Source organism: Psychrobacter urativorans (assembly GCF_001298525.1).
In the GTDB taxonomy this organism is placed as follows: Bacteria; Pseudomonadota; Gammaproteobacteria; order Pseudomonadales; family Moraxellaceae; genus Psychrobacter; species Psychrobacter urativorans_A.
Genome location: NZ_CP012678.1, coordinates 1,844,034 through 1,866,031, shown reverse-complemented (window position 1 = coordinate 1,866,031; position 21,998 = coordinate 1,844,034). Strand labels below are relative to the sequence as shown.

The 21,998-nt window shown below is 43.3% G+C and carries 16 protein-coding genes; 9 read left to right on the top strand and 7 right to left on the bottom strand.

Translation table 11 applies throughout. The features are described 5' to 3' along the window. The first annotated feature begins 35 nt into the window (after window positions 1-35). A complete protein-coding gene (locus AOC03_RS08030) occupies window positions 36-521 on the top strand; it encodes an FKBP-type peptidyl-prolyl cis-trans isomerase (RefSeq protein ID WP_062534917.1) in 486 nt (161 codons plus the stop codon). A gap of 534 nt (window positions 522-1,055) precedes the next feature. On the opposite strand, the gene AOC03_RS08025 is transcribed toward AOC03_RS08030, so the two are convergent. Further along, window positions 1,056-3,287, bottom strand: coding sequence for a carboxy terminal-processing peptidase (locus AOC03_RS08025; RefSeq protein WP_062534915.1), 2,232 nt, complete (start codon window positions 3,285-3,287; stop codon window positions 1,056-1,058). 576 nt (window positions 3,288-3,863) lie between these two features. Between AOC03_RS08025 and nagZ the strand changes: the two genes are divergently transcribed. Beyond that, entirely contained in the window at window positions 3,864-4,949 is a 1,086-nt protein-coding gene (gene nagZ / locus AOC03_RS08020) for a beta-N-acetylhexosaminidase (protein WP_062534912.1), read from the top strand. A 126-nt stretch (window positions 4,950-5,075) separates the two neighbouring features. Here nagZ and AOC03_RS08015 read toward each other — a convergent pair whose 3' ends face one another. Continuing rightward, window positions 5,076-6,626 (bottom strand): OmpA family protein, encoded by a 1,551-nt coding sequence (locus AOC03_RS08015; RefSeq protein ID WP_084785810.1) that lies wholly within the window; start codon window positions 6,624-6,626, stop codon window positions 5,076-5,078. 335 nt (window positions 6,627-6,961) lie between these two features. Continuing rightward, entirely contained in the window at window positions 6,962-8,524 is a 1,563-nt protein-coding gene (locus AOC03_RS08010) for a hypothetical protein (RefSeq protein WP_062534908.1), read from the bottom strand. Window positions 8,525-9,035: 511 nt separating this feature from the next. On the opposite strand from AOC03_RS08010, the gene AOC03_RS08005 reads away from it, so the two are divergent. From AOC03_RS08005 to AOC03_RS07985, 5 genes are all read left to right on the top strand, one after another. Then, a complete protein-coding gene (locus AOC03_RS08005; RefSeq protein ID WP_062534905.1) occupies window positions 9,036-9,644 on the top strand; it encodes a rhomboid family intramembrane serine protease in 609 nt (202 codons plus the stop codon). Between the two features lie 78 nt (window positions 9,645-9,722). Further along, window positions 9,723-10,703, top strand: a complete 981-nt coding sequence (locus tag AOC03_RS08000; RefSeq protein WP_062534902.1) for a metallophosphoesterase — start codon at window positions 9,723-9,725, stop codon at window positions 10,701-10,703. A gap of 144 nt (window positions 10,704-10,847) precedes the next feature. Further along, complete coding sequence (purE, locus tag AOC03_RS07995) at window positions 10,848-11,402, top strand: 5-(carboxyamino)imidazole ribonucleotide mutase (RefSeq protein ID WP_062534900.1); 555 nt, start codon at window positions 10,848-10,850, stop codon at window positions 11,400-11,402. A 215-nt stretch (window positions 11,403-11,617) separates the two neighbouring features. Continuing rightward, window positions 11,618-12,985, top strand: a complete 1,368-nt coding sequence (locus tag AOC03_RS07990) for a 5-(carboxyamino)imidazole ribonucleotide synthase (RefSeq protein ID WP_062534897.1) — start codon at window positions 11,618-11,620, stop codon at window positions 12,983-12,985. Further along, window positions 12,985-13,437, top strand: coding sequence for a YaiI/YqxD family protein (locus AOC03_RS07985; protein ID WP_062534892.1), 453 nt, complete (start codon window positions 12,985-12,987; stop codon window positions 13,435-13,437). Before AOC03_RS07990 ends, AOC03_RS07985 begins: the two co-directional genes overlap by 1 nt. A 35-nt stretch (window positions 13,438-13,472) precedes the next feature. Here AOC03_RS07985 and epmA read toward each other — a convergent pair whose 3' ends face one another. The 3 genes from epmA to AOC03_RS07970 all read right to left on the bottom strand — a co-directional run bounded on the left by epmA (window position 13,473) and on the right by AOC03_RS07970 (window position 17,076). Then, a complete protein-coding gene (gene epmA, locus AOC03_RS07980; RefSeq protein WP_062534889.1) occupies window positions 13,473-14,507 on the bottom strand; it encodes an EF-P lysine aminoacylase EpmA in 1,035 nt (344 codons plus the stop codon). A 109-nt stretch (window positions 14,508-14,616) separates the two neighbouring features. Beyond that, window positions 14,617-15,702 (bottom strand): 4-phosphoerythronate dehydrogenase, encoded by a 1,086-nt coding sequence (locus AOC03_RS07975; RefSeq protein WP_237182085.1) that lies wholly within the window; start codon window positions 15,700-15,702, stop codon window positions 14,617-14,619. A gap of 222 nt (window positions 15,703-15,924) precedes the next feature. Continuing rightward, window positions 15,925-17,076, bottom strand: coding sequence for an AI-2E family transporter (locus tag AOC03_RS07970; RefSeq protein ID WP_062534887.1), 1,152 nt, complete (start codon window positions 17,074-17,076; stop codon window positions 15,925-15,927). 653 nt (window positions 17,077-17,729) lie between these two features. Between AOC03_RS07970 and AOC03_RS07965 the strand changes: the two genes are divergently transcribed. Continuing rightward, window positions 17,730-19,421 (top strand): NAD+ synthase, encoded by a 1,692-nt coding sequence (locus AOC03_RS07965; protein WP_062534885.1) that lies wholly within the window; start codon window positions 17,730-17,732, stop codon window positions 19,419-19,421. 213 nt (window positions 19,422-19,634) lie between these two features. Next, window positions 19,635-20,909: a hemolysin family protein gene (locus tag AOC03_RS07960; protein ID WP_062534883.1), complete on the top strand. Its 1,275-nt coding sequence runs from the start codon at window positions 19,635-19,637 to the stop codon at window positions 20,907-20,909. 16 nt (window positions 20,910-20,925) lie between these two features. Here AOC03_RS07960 and AOC03_RS07955 read toward each other — a convergent pair whose 3' ends face one another. Beyond that, on the bottom strand, window positions 20,926-21,627 hold the full coding sequence (locus AOC03_RS07955; RefSeq protein WP_062534881.1) for a YggS family pyridoxal phosphate-dependent enzyme: 702 nt from the start codon (window positions 21,625-21,627) through the stop codon (window positions 20,926-20,928). Window positions 21,628-21,998 lie beyond the last annotated feature (371 nt).

The window sequence follows — 21,998 nt, the reverse complement described above, 5'->3', positions numbered from 1 at the left end:
TTTAATTTTTTATATCGACATATTTAGGATAATTTATGACTACTATCGCAAAAGACACTGCCGTCAAATTTAATTACACCCTAAAAGACGACGAAGGCAATATCCTTGACCAGTCTCCAGAAGGTCAGCCATTGGCTTATCTGCATGGTCACAGCAACATCATTCCTGGTCTTGAGCAACAACTAGAAGGCAGATCAGCTGGCGAAACCATCACTGCTGTCGTTGAACCTGCTGACGGTTACGGCGAATACCAAGCGCAAGCGGTACAACACGTACCACGCGACAACTTCCAAGGCGTTGAAGATATCCAACCGGGTATGCAGTTTCAGTCAGAAGCAGGCGGTCAAGTCATGCTAGTAACCGTCACTGAAGTGACTGATGACGAAGTTATCGTTGATGCCAACCATCCGTTAGCAGGCAAGCGCCTGACTTTTGAGGTTGAAATTCAGGAAGTACGTGGCGCTACTGAAGACGAACTTAACCATGGTCATGTTCATGGTGCAGGTGGCGTTGAGCATTAATTTTATCCCCATTCGTTAAATGATGGTTAGTAAGTGTTAAATACCAGACGACTAACTATAAGAGTAGAGTGTCGTCGTTTAACCTAAAAAAGCTAGTAGCATCGTCTACTGGCTTTTTTTATGGGCAATCATTTTTTATGGGCGGTCATTGAGATAAAATAAACCAAAGTACTCACTCAAACGCATTTTATTAACCAAAGCAAAATAGTTGCTCAAACGTAAAAAAACCGTATAACGGCAAGCGTTACACGGTTTTTATTACTATCACTATCCAATACTATAATAATAGTATCACTATCCTTGTTGATGTAACAACTGACCTAATCCCGAGGTCGGTTGTCACTAACAGGCTTCCAGCCTTATCATCCATGATAAGCAGTTCATCCCTGAAGCAATTTATAAATACCAATCCCTAGTATCATTAAATTGTGCAGTGAAGCTATCATCGCAGATTCGTCGGCGGCTGGTAAGAGGTCGTAGCGTCATTGCGTGTAAGCATATGCTTACGCCTTCTATTTGCTAGCTATTTGCCTGTTATTTTTTTGCCGCAGCGAGCTTAAGCTGCTCTTCAGGGCTGACAGTCACTGTTGAATCCGCACTGAGCATCAGATAAGCCGCTTCATTAATATAAGCTTCATCCTCTGGCAACTGCGGACGTTCCAACGCTTTCATTTGGCTACGTTCTTCAAACTTCGCATCCATTGCCGCCTGATACGTATTCCAGTTGGCATAAGGACGTTCACCAGTGGCTTTGAGACGTTGGTTCTCAGCCTCTAATGAGCGCTTTTCAACCAGATGCATCTTGGCACGGCGACTATTGATATCGAGATTAATGGGCTTTTTACTATCTTCCATATCACGAATGGTGTTAATGGCGTTTAAATAAGCAAACTGTGGATTTTGTTGCTGACGAATTTTTGATTGTTGATTCAGTGTCGCTAGGGTATTGGCGCTAAACTTACCTTCAGGCTTATACGGTGACGTGTTAATGGTATCCCAAGGCAGCGCTTTTTTCTGTGCACGTTCACCAAAGGTCGCATCATCATATATATTGACCAGCTCAACATCAGGAACGACGCCTTTATTCTGCGTACTACCGCCAGTGATACGATAGAATTTACGCTGAGTTAATGTCGCTGATCCCAGTGCTAGATTATCGAGTTGAATTTGTGCTGAACCTTTACCGGTAGTGGTGTTACCGACCACCAATCCACGACCATAATCTTGAATCGCGGCCGCAAAAATCTCACTTGCCGAAGCGGACGCTAAGTTGGTTAGTACGACCATTTTACCGTCGTATAGTTGCTTACCACCATCATCATCACGGAATACTTGCACATTGCCACGGTTATCACGAATTTGTACTAAAGGTCCACTTTTGATAAACAAACCGAGCATTTTGGCAACTTCATCGAGCGAGCCACCTGGATTGTTGCGTAAATCTACCACCAAACCATCAATATTTTGTTTGTTTAATTCTTTTAATGCTTTTTCAGTATCAATACTGACACTGCGATAATCTTCGCCATTACGACGCGCGCGATAGTTTAAATAAAAGCTTGGAATTTCAAGCACGCCAATACGCTTAGGCGTGGCATCAATGTTAGGACGCTGAATTTCAACCACACGCTGAGTCACGCCCGATTCTTCCTGTTGAATGATATCGCGTATCACCGTTACCGTACGGGCACTGGCTTCAGGCGCGTTAGGCTGACGTACTTTGAGCGTCACTGGTGTACCACGTTTACCACGAATCAGACCGACAATTTCACGCGTCGACCAACCGACCACATCGGTCATGTTCTTACCATCTTTGGCAATACTAATGATTAAATCATTCGGCTTAATCTGCCCGCCTTTCGATGCCGGTCCACCTTCTACTAAAGTTGCAATGCGCGTATAGTCTGGATTTTTACGGTCAGGACGGATAGAAACCCCGATACCTTCTAACTGTAAGCTTGACTGAATCTGTAGCTCATTTGCTTGCACAGGGGCATAATAATTGCTATGCGGGTCGTAGGTAAGCATGGCAGTATTCAACACCGTTTCCATCACTTCATCATCACTAAGACGCTGCATTTGCTCTTGCTGACGCGACAAGCGATTAAGCAAAATCTCACTCGGGGTACGTTTATCATCACGCACCAAATCTTGTCCACGAGTGATATCTGGATCGTCTAAAAATACTTTTTCTTTCGCCTTTTCGTCTTCTTGACCTAACGTAATACTAATCAGCTGAAACTTTAACTGACGTGTCCAGTAGTCTTGCTGTTCTTTTTTGGTTTTAAAATGTCCCAGTTTTTCGCGGTCAAGGATAATAGTGTCTTTTCCGGTCAAGTTAATCTTGGTTTTGAGTAATTTTTTTGATAAGGCAAAATACTCGTTCGAGCGTTTACGATAGCGTTCAAAAACATCAATGCCAGCCGACAAGTCACCAAGTTTCAGACGATTACCAAAGTCATTGGCATATTTCTTTTTAAACTCATCAACGTCAGATTGTAAAAATAGCGTGTGATTGGGGTCAAGACTATCAATATACATCGATAGAATCTCAGCGCCCATTTTGCTGTCTAAGGGCTGATTTAAATAGTGGCTACGGTCTAATAATGCTGCCACTTGACGCGTGGTCAGTTTTTGTTCAGGAGTTTGGACAAAGCTGCCGGTTTCAGTATTCGCCACCGCAGTACCATAGCTTTGGGTAAGAATAAGTCCAGCGACGCCCACTGACGCCACACTGAGTAACCACTGCGCGGGTTGTTTTTTCATCATATACACCTAGTTGTTTTAAGTTGTGATGTTAAATTGTTGTACCATTAAAATATTGTACGATTAAACCGAAGATACTTAAAAATAGTTGATTACAGTTTGTATTTATAGAGATTAAAAAAACGTGAATCTATAAAGTTATAAAATTAATTTGCATTATTGTTATTATAATAGGTGTCTAAGCTAAGTGCGAATAAGCGCACATATCACCGACAATTTAATATTAAAAGGCAGTCGATATTATCATGACTATTTATACCGCACTGTCTCAATCTGTATAAACAATCTTACACACGATATCGGTATATACCAAACTTTCTGTCATAGCTGTTATCTGTAGCTATTATATGATGATAAATATCTATTTTATGAGTCACCCTTTAGTTAGCCGCTCTTTAATTAGTCACTTTTTACCAAGCTATTCATGAGCAATCAGCTCGTAGTGATGCGCATTGTTATGCTCACGAATGAATAACTGGCATAATAGATCGCTTACGGTAATGGGTGGCTGTTGTTATTTTGCAGTGCTGTTATTGTAAAGCTGACTAGACCCTATAATTCTCTGGAGAGTACGCGATGTATGGCGTCTTAATGATTGATATCGATAGTACCGCACTGACAACTGAAGATGTGAGTTTAATCAAACAAGCACAGGTTGGGGGCGTGATATTATTTGCGCGTAATGTAGCAGATGCGGCTCAGGTACGCGAACTCTGTGACCATATACGCCATCATAATGCAGATATTCTCATCGGCGTTGATCAAGAAGGTGGACGGGTGGCACGGTTGCGTAAAGGCTTTACGCCGTTACCAGCAATGGGTGAGTTAGGTAAATTATTTGACCAAGATCCCAGTCGAGCGCTAACGTGCGCTTACGATTGTGGCTATTTAATGGCAGCTGAAGTATTGACGGTAGGGATAGATGTCAGCTTTGCCCCCGTGCTTGATACTGATGGTATCAGCCAAGTGATTGGTGATCGTAGCTTTCATGCTGATCCGCAAATTATTGTGGCGTTATCGTCGCAGTTTATGCGCGGGATGAAGGCGGCAGGCATGGCAACGACGGGCAAGCACTTCCCCGGTCATGGTGGTATTGCACCGGACTCACACGTCGCAGAAGCGATTGATGAGCGTAGTTTAGATGAGCTTATGGCGCATGATATGCAACCCTTTATCCAAACGCTGCCGTGGCTTGATGCGTTAATGCCCGCGCACGTTATTTTTTCGCAAGTGGATAATAAGCCGGCAGGATTTTCTAAAATTTGGCTACAAGATATCTTGCGAGACCAGCTAAAATTCGATGGTGTATTGTTCTCTGACGATTTATCGATGGCAGGTGCATCTGCGGCGGGTGACATTAGCGCACGCGTACATGCCGCTATTAACGCAGGCTGCGATATTGCATTGGTCTGTAACGACCGCATTGCGGCTCACGAAGCGGCTAAAGCGGCGCAAGACTTGCCTTATCCCAATCAAAACCGCATTAAAACGATGTGCGGACAAATTCCAAGGTGGCAAGGTGATTTGGAATCGACTTGCCAGCAATTTAACCATTGGCAACAGGCAAAAAATAATATCATGCAAACATTTTTTGAGACGCAAATGGATACAGCAGCGACAGATAATAATACGGGCTTAAAAGACCCAACCAACTATAAATAATTCATTATTAGTGGTCGCTTATTTATCCCTCAAAAACTTGTCCAAATAAAAAACCGCACCTTTCATAAGATGCGGTTTTTTAATTTTATACCAGTTAATTAACTAAGCGTTACTCAGACATAATTTTTATTGAGCGTTGGCATTTGGGTCAAGTGCAATACCTGACTCATTGCCTACCGTTGCCACCACCCCATTATTATTCTGTGCAGATTCATCATAGACCGTAAATTCGATACGGCGGTTACGGAAGCGACCTTGCTCCGTTGAGTTGTCAGCGATAGGGTCTGTTTCACCCATACCTTTGGTCATGAGTTTTGCAGGATCAGCACCTTGCGACACCATGTAATCTTTCATGGATTGCGCGCGTTCTTGTGATAACTTCATATTATAAGCCGCGTCAGCCGTTTTATCGGTATGACCGATAATCATCAACTTCATATCTGGCACTTGTTTCATTAAAGCAACGGCACGGTCAAGCAGACGCTTATTAGCATCAGGAATAACGGCTTCATCGACGCCAAAGTGGACGACTTGTAGACTTAATGCCCGCGCAACATCACGTGGACTTGGGTTTGCACCAAGATTATCCATCGCCGTTCCAGCGGCAGCTATACTGTTATCAACCTCACTTTGTAAGTTTAATGGTTTTTCAGCGATGACAGTCATCGCAGGTGCAGCAGCTTGCAAATCAGCAACCAGCTTCTTCAAGGTAGTGGCATCTGGCGCATTAACGGTGATTTCATTACCCTTAATCACCATGCTGGCGTTGGGAACACTTTTAATAATGGATAAAATAGACGCCAGCTGGGCGGCGGCTGGCATATCCATGGCAAAGCTGCCATCAACATCGGCTCTACATTTATTCGCATCATCACCAAAGGTGGCGCTCATCGCGTTCATGACGGTGGTTTTTAGCGTTTCATCACCAACGTTCATACGGCAAGCATATAATGCACCCGCATCACCGGTTGCAATACGCAACGAGGCAGGCTCAATACTAGAGGCGACCGTTTTATTATCGCCTGTACCAGCTTGCTGCTCTGTTACCATGGGTGTGCCAACCGGCTCAGGATTGGTATTTTCCTTACAGCCTCTCAATAGCGCCCAAGCCAATGCCCCTAAAATAATCAGACCAATAATAGGCAGCAACGCTTTCATAAAGTTGCCTTTTGGCTCTTCGGTATGTTGCAACGGTGCCATACTAACGGTATCAGAAATCCGCGTGCCAGCGGGAGCAGCCGCAGCCGTAGTCGCAACCATAGCGGCAGGCAAAACGGCACTTGCCCATACAGGAATATGAGACTGATAATTAGCACGATTGTCATGCAAGAATTGCGGTACGGGGGTAGCACCCGCTAAGCTTTTAATCTCGTGATAGGCTAAAGGCGCAGCCATCGCGATAAGACCACGCGCTGCTGTAGCATCAACATCATGGGCAGCGGCAAGCTCACGTGAGATGATGTCGCGTTCACCACCATCCGTCCACACACGCTCATAAAAACCTTGGTCGTCGCGTGCAATATTCTCATTAGCAAAGTGCCCGTAAGCTTCTTTATCTGCTAAACGTGAGGCAAAAATAGCATAAAATTGTTCAAGTAAATTTTTCTTAGCGGGCGTACTGTCATCTCCAAGCACTGCTGGACTGACCGTTCGGGTTAAATGACTGATAATATCCATAATGTACTGCCTCCGATTATAATCGTTTCATTTTCATTGTCATTTTTACAATGTTTTATATAAAGTTGCTTATTTTTTTCACTTTATTTTAAAAAAATGAGTGACCAGCTAAAAACTAGCTAAAAACAAACAGCGTAACGCTTACATTATAGAGTTGTGTAGGGAAAGGTCACAATCTAGTCGCTGTTGTGTAAATGATACGAGAGGTAAGGTTTCAGTTGCAACGCGTAACCATAATTAGAATTGACTACCAATCGATAACAAAAATACTCCATATCCATGCATATTTATATGAAGTATTTTTTATTGGTAATCTTAACTAGAGATACTATTGCCTAATTCGCAGGTTTTCTAATAATAGGCTGTTCTGCAAAGATAGGCTTCTCTAAATCTGATGTATCGGGCGTCATTGGCGATGACGATTGCGGTGCTGGATTGTTTTGTGAGGGGTACGGCGGCGCAACAGAATCATTACTGCTGTTATTGCCAGTAAAAGATGATGGGTTCGGCTGATTGGTCATCATATTGTTATCAGTGGTGATAGGTGCGGGTGCGCTACCGTTGTTTGGCACTGCCCCATTATTGTAAGCACCATTGTTATAGTTGTTATTATTGTAGGTTTCATCATAAGTGTTTGCAGGCGGCTGCGTGTTGGTGATCGTTGTGGCGGTAGTAACGGTCATCGCTGGTAATAAAGTGTGCATATCAACGAGCAAACGCTGTAATAACGTCTCGTCTGGCGCTTCTAACGTCATGCTGTCATTTTGTAATTGCAAACGCAAAAATGGCGCGGTTCGCATCAACATTAACACATTCGGTAAGGTGTCTATACTGACATTGGTCAGCGTGGTAGCGACCCCTTCTTGCACAGTAATCTGACAGGCATTGGACTGGTCACCAAAGCTAGTATAAAGCGCTTGTTTAAGGACATCTTGCAAGCCGATATCGCCAACCGTTGCTGAGCACGAATATAAATTACCACTGTAATCGACGCTAACCGCCAATTGCGCTGGCGTCAATACTGGCGCTGGTTCTTCAACTTCTGGCGCCGGCTCTACAGGGGCGGTGGCGACTGGCACTATCGGTTCTACTTCATCATTTTTGCTGACCAACACCCACACTAAAGCAATCGCCCCTAATGCTGCGGCAAATAATAATGCGCGTACGATTAAATCATTACGCTGATTACGCTGCCGTATTTCTGCAAGGCTGCTGTTTGAATGACTGTCAGGCGCGCGATAATCTGCAGGATTGGCATGAATGGCATCGGTGCTATCAATGCTATCAATGCTACTAACCATCGCGGCTTGCCCATCGCTGCCTTCAACAATCACGGGCACACTATCAGCAGCAAGCACTTGATTGGTGGTGACAGCAGCTTTTGGCGTTTGATAATTATCATAAAGTAGTGCATCGGCTGCTAGCACTGTGCGTTGTACGGCAGTTTCTTCCGCGACTACCGCGACCACAGGCGAGACCACTGCTGCTGCCCACACTGGTAAATATTGGCGCACAGAGGCTTGCTGCATTTGTAAAAATGCCGGTAAAAACTGTCCATTTGCTAAATTTTTAAGTTCTTGATACGCCAAATACGCCGCATTGATGAGCAATTGCTCTGTCGTCGTTTCATCGACATGGTGTGTCGTTGCCAGCTCTTGTACCAATAAATGGCGTTGACTGGGCTGTACCCAAAGCTGCTCAAACAATATGCTGCGTGCAACAGAGGGCTCTATATAGCTTTGATCGTTGCGCTGTAGCTGCGTGTATATTTCTGATACGGCTAAACGGGTAACTAAAATGGCATAAAATTGCTCAAGTAAACTGATATGTGCCACGCTACCGCTTGCGCCTAATACTGCGGGCGTGACGGTTTGTTCTAGTTGATTAATAATGTTCATAAATACGGTCTTTACCAGTGTGAGAGTTAAAGGGATAAGTTTCCAAACGTGCGATAGCCAAAATTACGACAGCTAAAATTACTATAGCTAAAAGTACGACAACCAAAAATGTTAAAAATTACCTATCTATATAAAAATAGTCATATAAATAGCAATCATAAAAGAATAAAGTACTGCATAACTGCATCATAAACAATGTTCATGAGACAGAATGCTCAGGATATAGAAGGTTACGGCATTAAGTTAGCCATTCATCGGGCTTATTTTGTATGGGTATGTAAATTCTGTTCGTGCATAATTGTGATTTAACTTTAAACTATCTAAGATGATAGTGAAATGCTGAACGCTTGCGTCCTATTTACGCCAGTGTTTATGACTATTATTGCTATACTCGTGCTTTATACTGTTTTAACGATATATTGTTTTAACGATGATTTACTGACTGCTATTCAGCGATTGCCATTGGGCTGTTGATGTTTTTATTCATCAGGCTTGGCCTAAGGATTATAATTTGTTTGACCATACGACGCTTATTATTATCATCACGGTTATTGTCAGCTTATTAGCGTGGCAAAATAAAGCGCTGTTTAATCGATTGATTTTTTATCCGCCAGCGATAGCGAATGGTCAGTGGGATCGCTTTGTGACCCATGGCTTTATTCATGCCGATAGTATGCATTTGCTGTTTAATATGTTTACGTTGTACTTTTTTGGTCGTGCTATTGAAGGCTTATATCAGCAATTTTTGGGCGGTTATGGCTTTGTGATTTTTTATGTCTTGGCTATTATTGTGGCGATGATTCCAAGCTATATTAAGAATAAAAATAATGCCAGTTATTTGAGCCTTGGCGCATCAGGCGGTGTCTCCGCAGTATTATTTGCATTTATATTAATAAGACCGTGGGAAACCCTTTATCTGTTTGCTATTGTTCCGATTCCGGCTATCTTATTTGCGGTCGCTTATGTGGCATATAGTATTTACGCGGATAAGCGTGGCGGCTCAAATATCAATCATATGGCGCATCTGTGGGGCGGCGCGTTTGGGGTGATTGCGACTATTGTACTGCAACCACAAATTGTGCCCCACTTTTTTACTGCATTACTATCCCCAAGTTTTTAGAGCAAACAGTTTTTAACGCAGCCAGTTTTTCTAAGATTTTCTAATATAATGACAACTTATGATTTTTGATGACAATTTATGATTATAGATATTATTGGTGATGTGCATGGTTATGCAGATAAGCTGACGGGTCTGCTTGAGCAATTGGGCTATGTGCATAATGGTGAGTGCTATATGCCGCCAGAGGGACATCGGGCGCTGTTTATTGGCGATTTAATCGACCGTGGCGCTCAGCAGTTGGCAACGCTTCAGACGGTATTTGCGATGTTAGATGCGGATGTTGCCGATGCGGTGATGGGCAATCATGAATACAATGCGCTGGCTTTCGCGACGCTTGATCCTCATCCTAATTACAATGACAAGGACAAGGACAAGGACAGCGACTCTAAACATTACCTGCGCTCACACAATGAGGTACATATACGTCAGCATGAAGCGTTTTTAGCGGAAATACCTTTCGGCTCTGAGTTGCATCATTATTGGCTCAATCGGTTTTATGAGCTTCCATTATGGTTAGAAACCGAATTTGGCTGCTTTGTCCATGCCTGTTGGGATGTCGATAGCATGGCGGTGCTACAGCCTTTATTGACGGTTGATAACTGCCTAACGCCTGAAGCACTGATTCTAACCTCGCAAAAGCATTCTGCACCTTATGACGCGTTAGAGCGCGTGCTAAAAGGGGTAGAAACTGCCCTGCCTGAAGGCTTAATCATGGTCGATAAAGATGGCGCAGAACGCTCACAAGTTCGGGTACGTTGGTGGCTTGATGAGCTCAATACTCGCACAATTCATGAAATTGCTCGCGCTCCGGCATCCGGATTGGCACAAATCCCAGTCGATGCGATGGCGGAGAATATTAATTTTGCGATTAAAACGCATAAACCCGTGTTTGTTGGGCATTATTGGCTAACGGGCAATCCTGAGCCACTTAGTATTCAAGTGATTTGTACGGATTACTCTGCGGCTGTCGATAGTGGGTATTTAACTTGTTATCAGCTTGATACAGCGCAGCCATTACCGCTGCATGCCGATAACTTTGTGCAATATCGCCACGACTAAAATGGCGATACTCGGTTAACGAATACTGCCAATAAAGATAGCTATATATTGAATGATTATACTGACTTTCTCAATAACTGTGAAACTTGGCTTTACGGCTGGGGCAAAACTTTTGTATGATGGTCTTTTTGAGGGTATCGCATTATGAGCAACGCACCTGTCCACGCTACTGAACCACACGGTCCTATTACCTCCCCTGCGGGTCAACCCTTAGTTGGCATCATCATGGGTTCGCAGTCTGATTGGACAACCATGTCTGCTGCTGCGCAACTGTTAGCAGATTTCGATATTGCTTTTGAATGCGAAGTGGTGTCGGCACACCGTACGCCTGACAGATTATTTGATTATGCGAAAGGCGCAAAGGACAATGGCTTACACGTTATTATCGCCGGTGCAGGCGGTGCAGCCCATCTGCCCGGAATGTGTGCCAGTCAAACGCCATTGCCGGTATTAGGTGTACCCGTAAAATCCTCTATGCTGAGCGGTTGGGACAGCTTACTGTCTATCGTGCAAATGCCAAAAGGCGTTGCGGTCGGAACACTGGCTATTGGTTCAGCGGGTGCTTATAATGCCGCACTGCTTGCCATTCAGATATTAGCGCTGCATGATAATTTGATTGCCACTAAGCTGCACAATCTCCGCCACGAGCAAACGGCGACGATTCTAGCGAGCCCAACGCCCGGTATTATTAACAGCTAATTAAATTGCCTATTTTAATAGCTGTTTTTTATCATGCAGTATTTATAAATCGCTTTTCATAAATAGCTTTTATAGATAATGTTATAAATTTTTTACTCAGTATAAGGTGCCGACAGTGCACCTTTTCCTATTTTAATTTAGCATTCTAAACTGCCTTTTTATTTCTTATTTTACTGAATAAACATTCTATTCATTGCCAACCCAAAGAGCCTATCATGACCACAGCCAACGCTTATCCTATTAACCAAACCATTCGCACTATCGGTATTTTAGGCGGTGGTCAGCTCGGCATGATGCTTGCTGAAGCGGCAATGCCATTAGGCTATCACTGTGTATTTCTAGAAGACAATGCCAGTTGTCCTGCCAGTCTTTATGGTCGCGTATTTAGTAGCGCACAGTTAGAGGATTTTATTGCTGCCGCCGATGTGTTTACGTTAGAGTTTGAAAATACGCCAACCGCAACGGTTGAGCAATTAGCAGCTTTATCCGCAAATGGCAGCAAACAAGGGATGTTTCCACCGCCCATCGCCCTTGAAATCGCTCAAGACCGCTTAAAAGAAAAGCAGATGTTTAATGATTTAGACATTGCAACCGTGCCATTTATGGCAGTGAGCTCGCAAGCTGAATTACAGCAGGCATGCGACAAATTAGGATTGCCAATTGTCCTTAAAACCAGTCGCGGCGGTTATGATGGCAAAGGTCAATTTGTCATCAAGCAAGACAGTGATATTAAGGCAGCATGGCAAGAACTGAAAGATGCGGTGAGTGGTAAAGGTAGCCTGACCGCCACGCCTGCACCACTGATTGCCGAAGGGTTTATTCATTTTAGCCGTGAAGTCTCTATCATTGCCGCACGTGCGCAAGATGGTCAAGTGCGCTGCTATGACTTGGTAGAAAACCATCATCATCACGGTATCCTTGCCAAAACCCAAGCGCCAGCCGTCGGTACCAGTCATTTATTTCAGCAAGCCACCAATGCGATAACTACAGTGATGAACCGTTTAAATTATGTCGGAGTCATGGCATTAGAGTTATTCGTCACCAAAGATGAGCGCGGACAAGACTATGTGCTTGCCAATGAGATTGCCCCGCGCGTCCATAACTCAGGGCATTGGAGCATTGAAGGCGCGATTACCAGCCAATTTGAAAACCATATCCGCGCGGTCGTTGGACTACCATTGGGCGATACCGACAATATCCACCCTTCCATTATGATTAATGTATTGGGGCAATATCCTGATATCAGCGCGGTACTGGCTATCGATGGCATGCATTATCACAGCTATCATAAAGAAGAACGTGACGACCGCAAAATCGCACATATTACTTTGATGACTAATGACGTTGCCGATTTAGAGCCCGCACTCGCCAAACTGGTCGCTGTCCTACCGAATAAAGTGGGTCTAGATAAAACAAACAGCGTCATCACTGAAAATAGTGCTGAGCTAAATAGTACAAATGCTGCTGAAATTCAAGAATCCGTCCTTGACGATAACCTAGATACTAAAACTGATAGCACCAAACAAAATACCATCGAATTAAATGATACCAAAACAAGTAACGACCAAAAGGCAAAAAAGTAATGCAAATTTGGGTTGATGCTGATGCCGTACCTCTGATTGCCAAAGACTTAATCATCAAAACGGCTGAACGCACGCAAACGGTGGCGATATTCGTCGCCAATCAGCCCATTAAGCTGCGCAAATCACTGCTATTGGTTATGACCGTGGTGCCGTCAGGGTTTGATAAAGCGGATGATTATATCGTTGATAATATTAAAGCTGGCGACTTAGCAATCACTAGCGATATTCCATTGGCTAACGACATTCTAGATAAAGGTGGCAAAGTCCTGACTACGCGTGGTTTGATTTATGATAAAAATAACATCAAGCAAAAGCTGAATATGCGCGATTTTATGGATACCATGCGCGGTACTGGCGTATTAGAATTGCAGCAAATGAGTGGGCAAAAACCTTATGGCGACCGCGATAAAAAAGCATTTGCTGATGGGCTTAATAAATTGGTGCGCGGCTAACTGTCGTCATCATCTTTCTTTGTTTTTAGAAAAAATTAAGCCAAATCGCTAGGAAAAGAGATAACCTCTTGTAGATTTTTTGCGCTCGTTAAAACCATTAACAAACGGTCGATACCAACAGCAATACCACTACAAGGCGGCAGATTATCACAAGCGGCTAGTAGATGCTCATCAATAGGCATTACAGGTAAGCTATGTTGGCGACGTAATACGTTATCTTGCTCAAAGCGCTGCCGTAATGCACCTCCATCTGCGAGTTCATCATAAGCATTGGCAATCTCAATGCCATTAATATACAGCTCAAAGCGTTTCGCCACCAAATTACCGTCCTTATCAAGGGCGGTTTTTGCTAATGCCGCCGTCGCCGGTGGATAATCGGTAATCAATGTCGGCAAGTCATGACCTAAATTTGGCTCAACGACATGGCTAAACAGCAAATCCAGCCAACTTTGCCGACTGTCTTCTTGATCATTGGCTTTATCACTGTTTGTATCATCAGACGAAAAATCAAAACCCGTTAAACCTTTATCTTCAGCCACTGCCTGTAGCGCGTCAATACTTGCAGTCAGTGGATGAATACCGACAAAATCCATAAAGGCATCGACATAACGATAATGATTTAATATCACCGGATAGCCGTATAACACCTCAAGCAGCGCACCCAACTCATTAGCCAAATCTGCCAAATTATAATGCGGCTGATACCACTCCAACATCGTGAATTCAATATTATGGCGCGTGCCGATTTCATTATTACGAAACACCGGACAAATCTGATAAATAGCAACTTGCCAGCTCGCCAGTATGCGTTTCATGGCAAATTCAGGCGAGGTATGCAGATAATAGGTGCAGGGTTGGTCTTGATAAGTCACATTAGCCGATACCGATTGTAAAAAGGTATCGGTGTTACCCGCTTGTGATAGCAATGGCGTTTGCACTTCTAATACCTGCCGCTCAGCAAAAAACTGCCGGATATCATGCAGCATTTTTGCACGCTGACGCGCCATGGTTAGCGTCATAGTTGGTGCATAGTTGCAGCTAGAAGAAAGCGAGTTGCGGTTTTTGCTCATTAGCGGTTTTTGCTCATTATTAGTGACTGTTTATTATAATTAGTTACTTGGCTTATAAATTATAAAAACTGATCGTTAAATACTAACACTTACATACCGGCGTTTAATTTTAAGCTTGCCACTCACGGCGCAAATGATAATCTCGTCTCAACTGATCAAAATCTGCGCCACTCACCTGCCCATCGCTAACTTTTTTGCGCAATAACTGGTCATCGCGCATAATGTCATAAAACTTAACCAGTCTGTCTGCATTATGCTTCAGCTCCGACCATTGATACATATTAACCGGTAGCAGTTGGTGCATCGATAGCGTTGGCGTCACATTAAATTGCTCACATAGCGCATCATAAATCATCTGCGTACCACGCAGCTTACCTTCTAAGGTATATCCTGCGATGTGGGGCGTGGCAATGGTCAACTTTGATAATAACTGCTCAGTAATTTGTGGTTCGTGTTCAAAGACATCAAGCACCACTTGCCGAGCGGTTTTATCAATATTAGCCTCAAGTGCTGCTGCGTCAATCACCGGCCCGCGCGCACTATTAATTAATATTGTATCTGCTGGCATTGCCGCCAACGCTGCGCCATCAATCAAATGATGGGTTGGATAAGGGCTGCTATTCATACCTTCTGTATGCGTTAATGGTACATGCAAACTAATGGCATGACTTTGGGCAATCACTTCATCAAAACTGGCATTATTAAATTTTGATTCTGGCAATAACGGATCATAACCCAACACTTGCCAGCCCAAATCCGCCGCATATTGTGCCAGTGTACTGCCGATATTACCCAGTCCAATAATACCCAGTACTAAAGGCTGCTGCCAGTATTGCGGACGTAACGTTAAAATAGAAGTCACTACATATTGCGCCACCGAATGCTTACTACAACCTGCGGCATTGGCAAAAATTATATTGCGCTCCGCCAAATAAGCTTGATCGACATGATCGGTGCCAATGGTCGCTGAACCCACAAACTTCACACTGTGATTGTCCGCCAGTAATGCGGCATTAACGGGCGTCACCGAACGTATTAATAACACGTCTGGCTGCACATCAGCAAGCAATTGCGCCGTAATCTCTCGCCCTGCTACGGTAATAATATTAACCGTTTGTGCATGCTCAGCACCAAGCGTCTCTACATTAAAAAAATCATTCAGACTGGCAATATTGATATCCGCAATAATGGTCAGCGCGCGCGTATTTGGTGCATCCGTACTCTTAGTAAAATTAGTATCAGCCAGTTGATTAGCGTTAAAGGTATCAGCGTTGGTATTAGGCATGGCTTTTCGGCTCTATTATTAGAAGTTTATTATTAATCAGGTGTCATAAATATAATAGGCGATATTAAAGGTTGTGCAAGTCATTTTATTTAACGACACACTTATCATTGAGTATCATTATTTTAAGCTTAACTATTTATCGTCTGCTGTAATATCAATCTCTACCTGCTCAACCGAAAGCGGTACTTGGCTTTCGGTTAATACCACTTCTTTTGGGGCAAAAAGCTCATTTTTATGTTGTGATATCCATTCACGCCAGACCGCAAGCCCAATCGCCAACACCACAGGACCAATGAATAATCCGACAAAACCAAATGCCGTAAGACCACCCAAAACCCCAATAAAAATAATAATAAAAGGTATCTTGGTCGCGCCACTAATAACTATAGGTCGAATCAAATTATCCACCCAACTAATCACCAGTACGCCCCACACCGCCAAGCCAATCCCCTCTGTCGTATGTCCTTGACTCAACAACCACACCGATACCGCGCCCCACGCAAAGGGCGTTCCGAAGGGAATGAGTGCTATAACAAAAGTCACAAGCGTCAACAAAATAGGACTCGGTGCGCCCGAGAAATAATAACCAACGCCTGCCAGTAACGCCTGCGCCAATGCGGTTAGCCCAATGCCATATACCACCGCACGCGTGGTTGTGCCGACAGAATCAATATAACCATCGATACGATTACCGATGATATTACGCAGCGCTTGGCGGATTTGGCGGATTAGGCTGGTGCCGTCACGATAAAAGAAAAACAGCGTCATCAGCGCCATCCCTAATTTAGCAAGGGTACTAAACACCACATCTAGCGCAATCTTACCATAATACAAATGCGACTGAATCCACATCCGAAAGGCATCAAGCGTGCCCTCAGGATCTTTATTTATTTTCCACAAAATATCTTTAATTTGCTGACCAATAATTGGCAAATCTTTGAGTGAATCCGGTACATCAACATAGCCCACTTTCACACGATAGACCAAGTTAGTAATGATACTCAGCGCTTCTTGTTGCAGGACAAACAAGCCCATAATAAGAGGTATACCCATAATTAAGGAGATGCTCACCGTCATAAGGGCGGCACTAAATCCTGAGCTAAGCCTTATCTTTTCATGAAGAAACTTATAAATGGGGAAAGTCACATAGGCTAAAATCGCCGCCCACAATGCCGGCACAATAAAAAACTGTATCACTTGAAAACATAAGATGAACAGCACGATCAATAAGGAAATCGCCAGCAAGCGCTGAATAACAAATTCTTTTGTCCAGTTTTCTATCATAACCCGTCGACCAATGACCAATAGCAAAAATGGGAGTGATTTTGCCACGAAATTTATAAAGAACCAGCAGTCCATTGACAGATGATATTGACCATCGATCTCTAGTAATACCAGTTGATGAAGATACAGTGAAGCGTTAGGCGTGATTATGCAATAAGACGCCACAAATACATAATGCTATGTTGTAATTTTTACTTACAATTTTGTTGATGTTGCACTTAACGATGATTCATCCCATCGAAAACTCTCATGGCGAGCAGACGCTTATCAGCTCCTCGTTAACATCACCATCAACGTGACCATTAAGGTCAGTAAAACCGTGCGGCATTCTCGTTGGCTTAATAATTGATGGTATACTAACGGTATTATTTTGCATTTTTGACGGTCATTAGGCATATTTTTAGTCCTAATTTTAATCTGTAACTTAATCTAGATTCTAGACGGTGTGTTGCAGCGGAATATTTTCGCCTACACATTTTTTAAATATATCCATCACCGATATATTTTATATTAATAACTGAATCATTTAATTGGTCACCCAACCTAATTGGACACCTGTTTTCGATTTCTCATGCTTATATCTAGGCGTGTTTGAACGATAATTCAGCGTTATCCACCAGATTTTAAATAATATATTGATAGGAACAATAACAATGTCAAAAGACAATGATACCTCTAATACAACAGTGACCAACGGTGCGGGTGCGTCTACTGCCTCGCCAAAGACGGTCACTTTTGCGTTGGCTCAATCTCATTTTTTAGTAGGCGACATTACGGCTAACGTCGAACAAATGCGCGCGCTCGCCTTACAAGCACGTGAGCAAGGCGCTGACGTTATCATCTTCCCAGAGTTGGCATTACTAGGCTATCCTCCGCAAGACTTACTGTTACGCCCAAGTTTATCTGGTCGCATCAAAAGTGCCCTATCAACGTTAAGCGAGATTAACGACATTGTCATGATTGTCGGTTATCCGCACGTTGACCATCACGGCACGTTTAACTCGGCAGCTATTTTGCATAATGGTCATCAAAAAGGCTTTTATCATAAACAGTATTTGCCGAATTATGGTGTCTTTGATGAGCGTCGCTACTTTGATAAAGGTCGTAACCAAGTTTTATTTGATTATAAAGGCATTACCATTGGTCTACTTATCTGTGAAGACTTATGGGAAAAGAACCTGATTGCGGAGCTAAAACAGCAAGGCGCTGACCTTATTATCAGCTTAAATGCGTCACCGTTTGAATTGGAAAAACAAGACGCGCGCAAGACGATGTTGGCAAAACGCAGCCGCGATCATAAGCTACCGATTATCTATGTCAATGCGGTCGGTGGTCAAGACGATTTAGTCTTTGACGGCGGCTCAATGGCAGTGCAAGCCGATGGCTCTGTCGCTCATGAAGCCTCACGCTTTATGAATCAGCTGATGCTGGTCAACTTAGACGTAAATACCTTTAAATTCAACGCGCAAGCCAAAGCGCCATTGACCTTAAGTCGTGAGTCAGAGATGTACCAAGCCTTGGTCGTGGGCTTACGTGACTATGTCAATTATTCAGGATTCACTGGTGTAATTGTGGGTCTATCTGGCGGTATTGATTCGGCATTGACGCTTTGTATTGCCGTCGATGCACTGGGCGCGGATAAAGTCTATGCGGTGATGATGCCGTACGAATATACCTCAAAAATCAGCTTAGAAGACGCTCAAGCGCAAGCCCGTCGCTTGAACGTCTCTTATACCGTTTGCCCTATTTTTGATGCGGTTGAAGGTATCCGTCATACGCTTGCGCCTTTATTTAACAAGTCACCTGCGGACACCACCGAAGAAAATATCCAAGCGCGCGCCCGTGGCGTTATCTTAATGGCGTTGTCTAATAAGTTTGGGCACTTAGTCATCACCACAGGCAACAAGTCAGAATTAGCGGTTGGCTACTCAACCTTATATGGCGACATGGCGGGTGGTTTTGACGTGCTAAAAGACGTCTATAAGTCGCAAGTGTATGACTTGGCGAATTATCGCAATCGTCTTGAGGACACACCCGTTATTCCTGAGCGTGTTATTACTCGTCCGCCATCTGCTGAGCTGCGCCCTGACCAAACGGATCAAGACAGCTTGCCAAACTATGACATTCTCGATGGTATCCTGACGTTATATGTGGATGAAGATTTGGGCTATAAAGATATTGTCGATAAAGGCTTCGATGCTGAGATGGTCGCCAAAGTCATCTCTATGGTCGATAACAGCGAATATAAACGCCGTCAAGCGCCAATCGGCACCAAGATTAGCAAAAAAGCCTTTGGTCGTGAGCGCCGTTATCCATTGGTTAATAAATGGTCAATCAAAGGCTAATGACGCAAACTAAGTATTTTTAAATACCTGACCTATTTTCATCAGGTTACTTATCATAAAATAATATTAGCTGGGTGCTTGCCCAGCTTTTTTATTATCAGAATTTTGTGTTGAGCCTATTATTTTTACTTTTTTCTATTGTGAATTTCTATTTTTACAGTTTATTTTTCTAATGCTAAAGGTCGTTTTGACCTATTTTTATCCGAGTATTTCATGAGCTTGCTAACCGCTGGTCTATTTATTTTTATCTTAATCGCGCTGAGTGCCATTGTGTCTAGCTCCGAGCTGGCATTGGCTTCCTCACGCAAAATCAAGCTCCAAGTCATGGCAAAAGAGGGCGACGTGCGTGCGCTTGACGTGCTCAATATGCAAGAGCAACCGGGCAGCTTTATCACTGTGGTACAAGTGGCACTCAACGCGGTGGCTATTTTGGCGGGTGTCATCGGTGAGTCGGCTGTCAGCCCTTATTTAGAGCGCTTATTTGGTAATCAAACGGTTGGCTCCATCCTCTCATTTGTTTTAGTGACCAGCGTATTTGTCCTGTTCGCTGATTTGATGCCCAAACGCTTGGCGATGTCTAACGCTGAACCCATCGCAGTCAAGATGGTACGACCGATGATTTTTTTGATCTTTATATTTAAGCCCATTATTTGGGTCTTTGATGGCGCGGCAAATGCCCTTTTTAAATTGATAGGGGTCTCAACGGTACGCCAAGATGACATGACCTCAGAAGATATCTACGCCATGATGGATGCGGGTGCAGAAGCGGGCGTGCTCAAAAAACAAGAGCATCATCTGATTGAAAACATCTTTGAGATGCAAGAGCGTACCGTAACGTCAGTCATGAACCCACGCGAGCACATCGTCTATTTCGATAGCCAAGCCACCACTGAACAGGTGGTTGAGATAATGATTAAGCAGCCACACAATAAATTTTTGGTGTGTAATGATGATGATTTAGAGCATATTATCGGTTTTGTAGAGTCGCGTAGTTTTTTAGCCTCCGTCCTTAAACAGCAAGAAGTGTATTTAACGGACAAGGCGTTACTCAAGCCCGCGCTATTTATCCCTGATACGTTATCGCTGTTTGAAGTGCTTGAAACCTTTAAATCCACTGGCGCAGATTTTGCGGTAATCGTGAATGAATACGGGCTGGTCGTTGGGGTCATTACCCTAAAAGATGTGATGAGTATCGTGATGGGCGAGCTGGTGACCTTAGAGGAGCAGCCTATCGTTCAACGCACCGATAACTCTTGGCTGATTGATGGTATGACACCCATTGAAGATGTGATTCGCGCTTTGGGAATGGTGAATCTACCGCACAGCGAAAACTATGAAACCCTCAGCGGCTTTATGATGTTTATGCTGCGTAAAATTCCAAAGAAAACCGACAGTATTAAATATGCCGGTTATCATTTTGAAATTCTCGCCACCGATCATCTTAAAATCAATCAGCTGTTAGTCACCAAACTTGAAAACGAGATTTAATTACTTACAATAACACTTAACCGCGCGCGCCAAATATTGCCGTACCCACACGCACCATGGTCGAGCCATTAGCGATAGCGTCTGCCATATCGTTACTCATGCCCATGCTGAGCGTGTCCCATGCTACCAGTTCTGGATGTTGTTGTTTGATAGCTGCAAATAGTTGCTGCGTGCGCGTAAAAGCTTCCGAACCCTCTTTTGCAGGGATAATCATCAGACCACGCAGTTGCAGACGCTCATAGCTTTTAATCGTGCCAATGAGCGCTGATAATTCCTCTGGGCGGCAGCCTGATTTGCTGTCCTCATCATCGATATTCACTTGAATAAGCACATTAAGCGGCGGCATATTTTCTGGGCGCTGCTCGTTTAAGCGCTTGGCAATAATATCGCGCTCAAGGGTTTGCACCCAGTCAAAATGCTCCGCAATATCGCGGGTTTTATTACGCTGAATACTACCGATATAGTGCCAAACAATATCTGCACACGCAGGCTCATTTTTTAGCGCCGTGATTTTTTCAATCGCTTCTTGCAGATAATTCTCACCAAAATCACGTTGTCCTTGTTGGGCTAACGTTGCCACCATTGCCGCCGGTTTGGTTTTTGATACTGCCAGCAATATGACCTTATTATCCGTATCGTTATGCCCTGCTTGCGCGCAAGCCTGCGCGACTTGTTCACTTACCTGTTGCCAATTAGCGATTAAATGCTCTGTATCCATATTATTCTCATTATTTTGTGATGATTAGAATTGACATTTATAGTAGTGATTTTTATAAAGTAATTGCGTAGAAATCCAATGAATTACTTACTTGATATCTATTAAAAAATACAATTTAAACCGTTTAATTTATAGTGTTATTAGCAAGCCAAATAACACTACAGACTATTTTTACATTTAATTTGATTGCTTGATGGTTAAATAGGCAGAGTATTGTTATTATATTGTTACATTATTTAACGTATGCTACTCGTATTACTATTAATTGTAATGAAATAATATTAAATTCTAATAGTTAAATGCTCTAATAATTCACTTTTATAATTTTTTCTTCCTCTTATTGATTGAATATTGACTGATAGGAACACCCT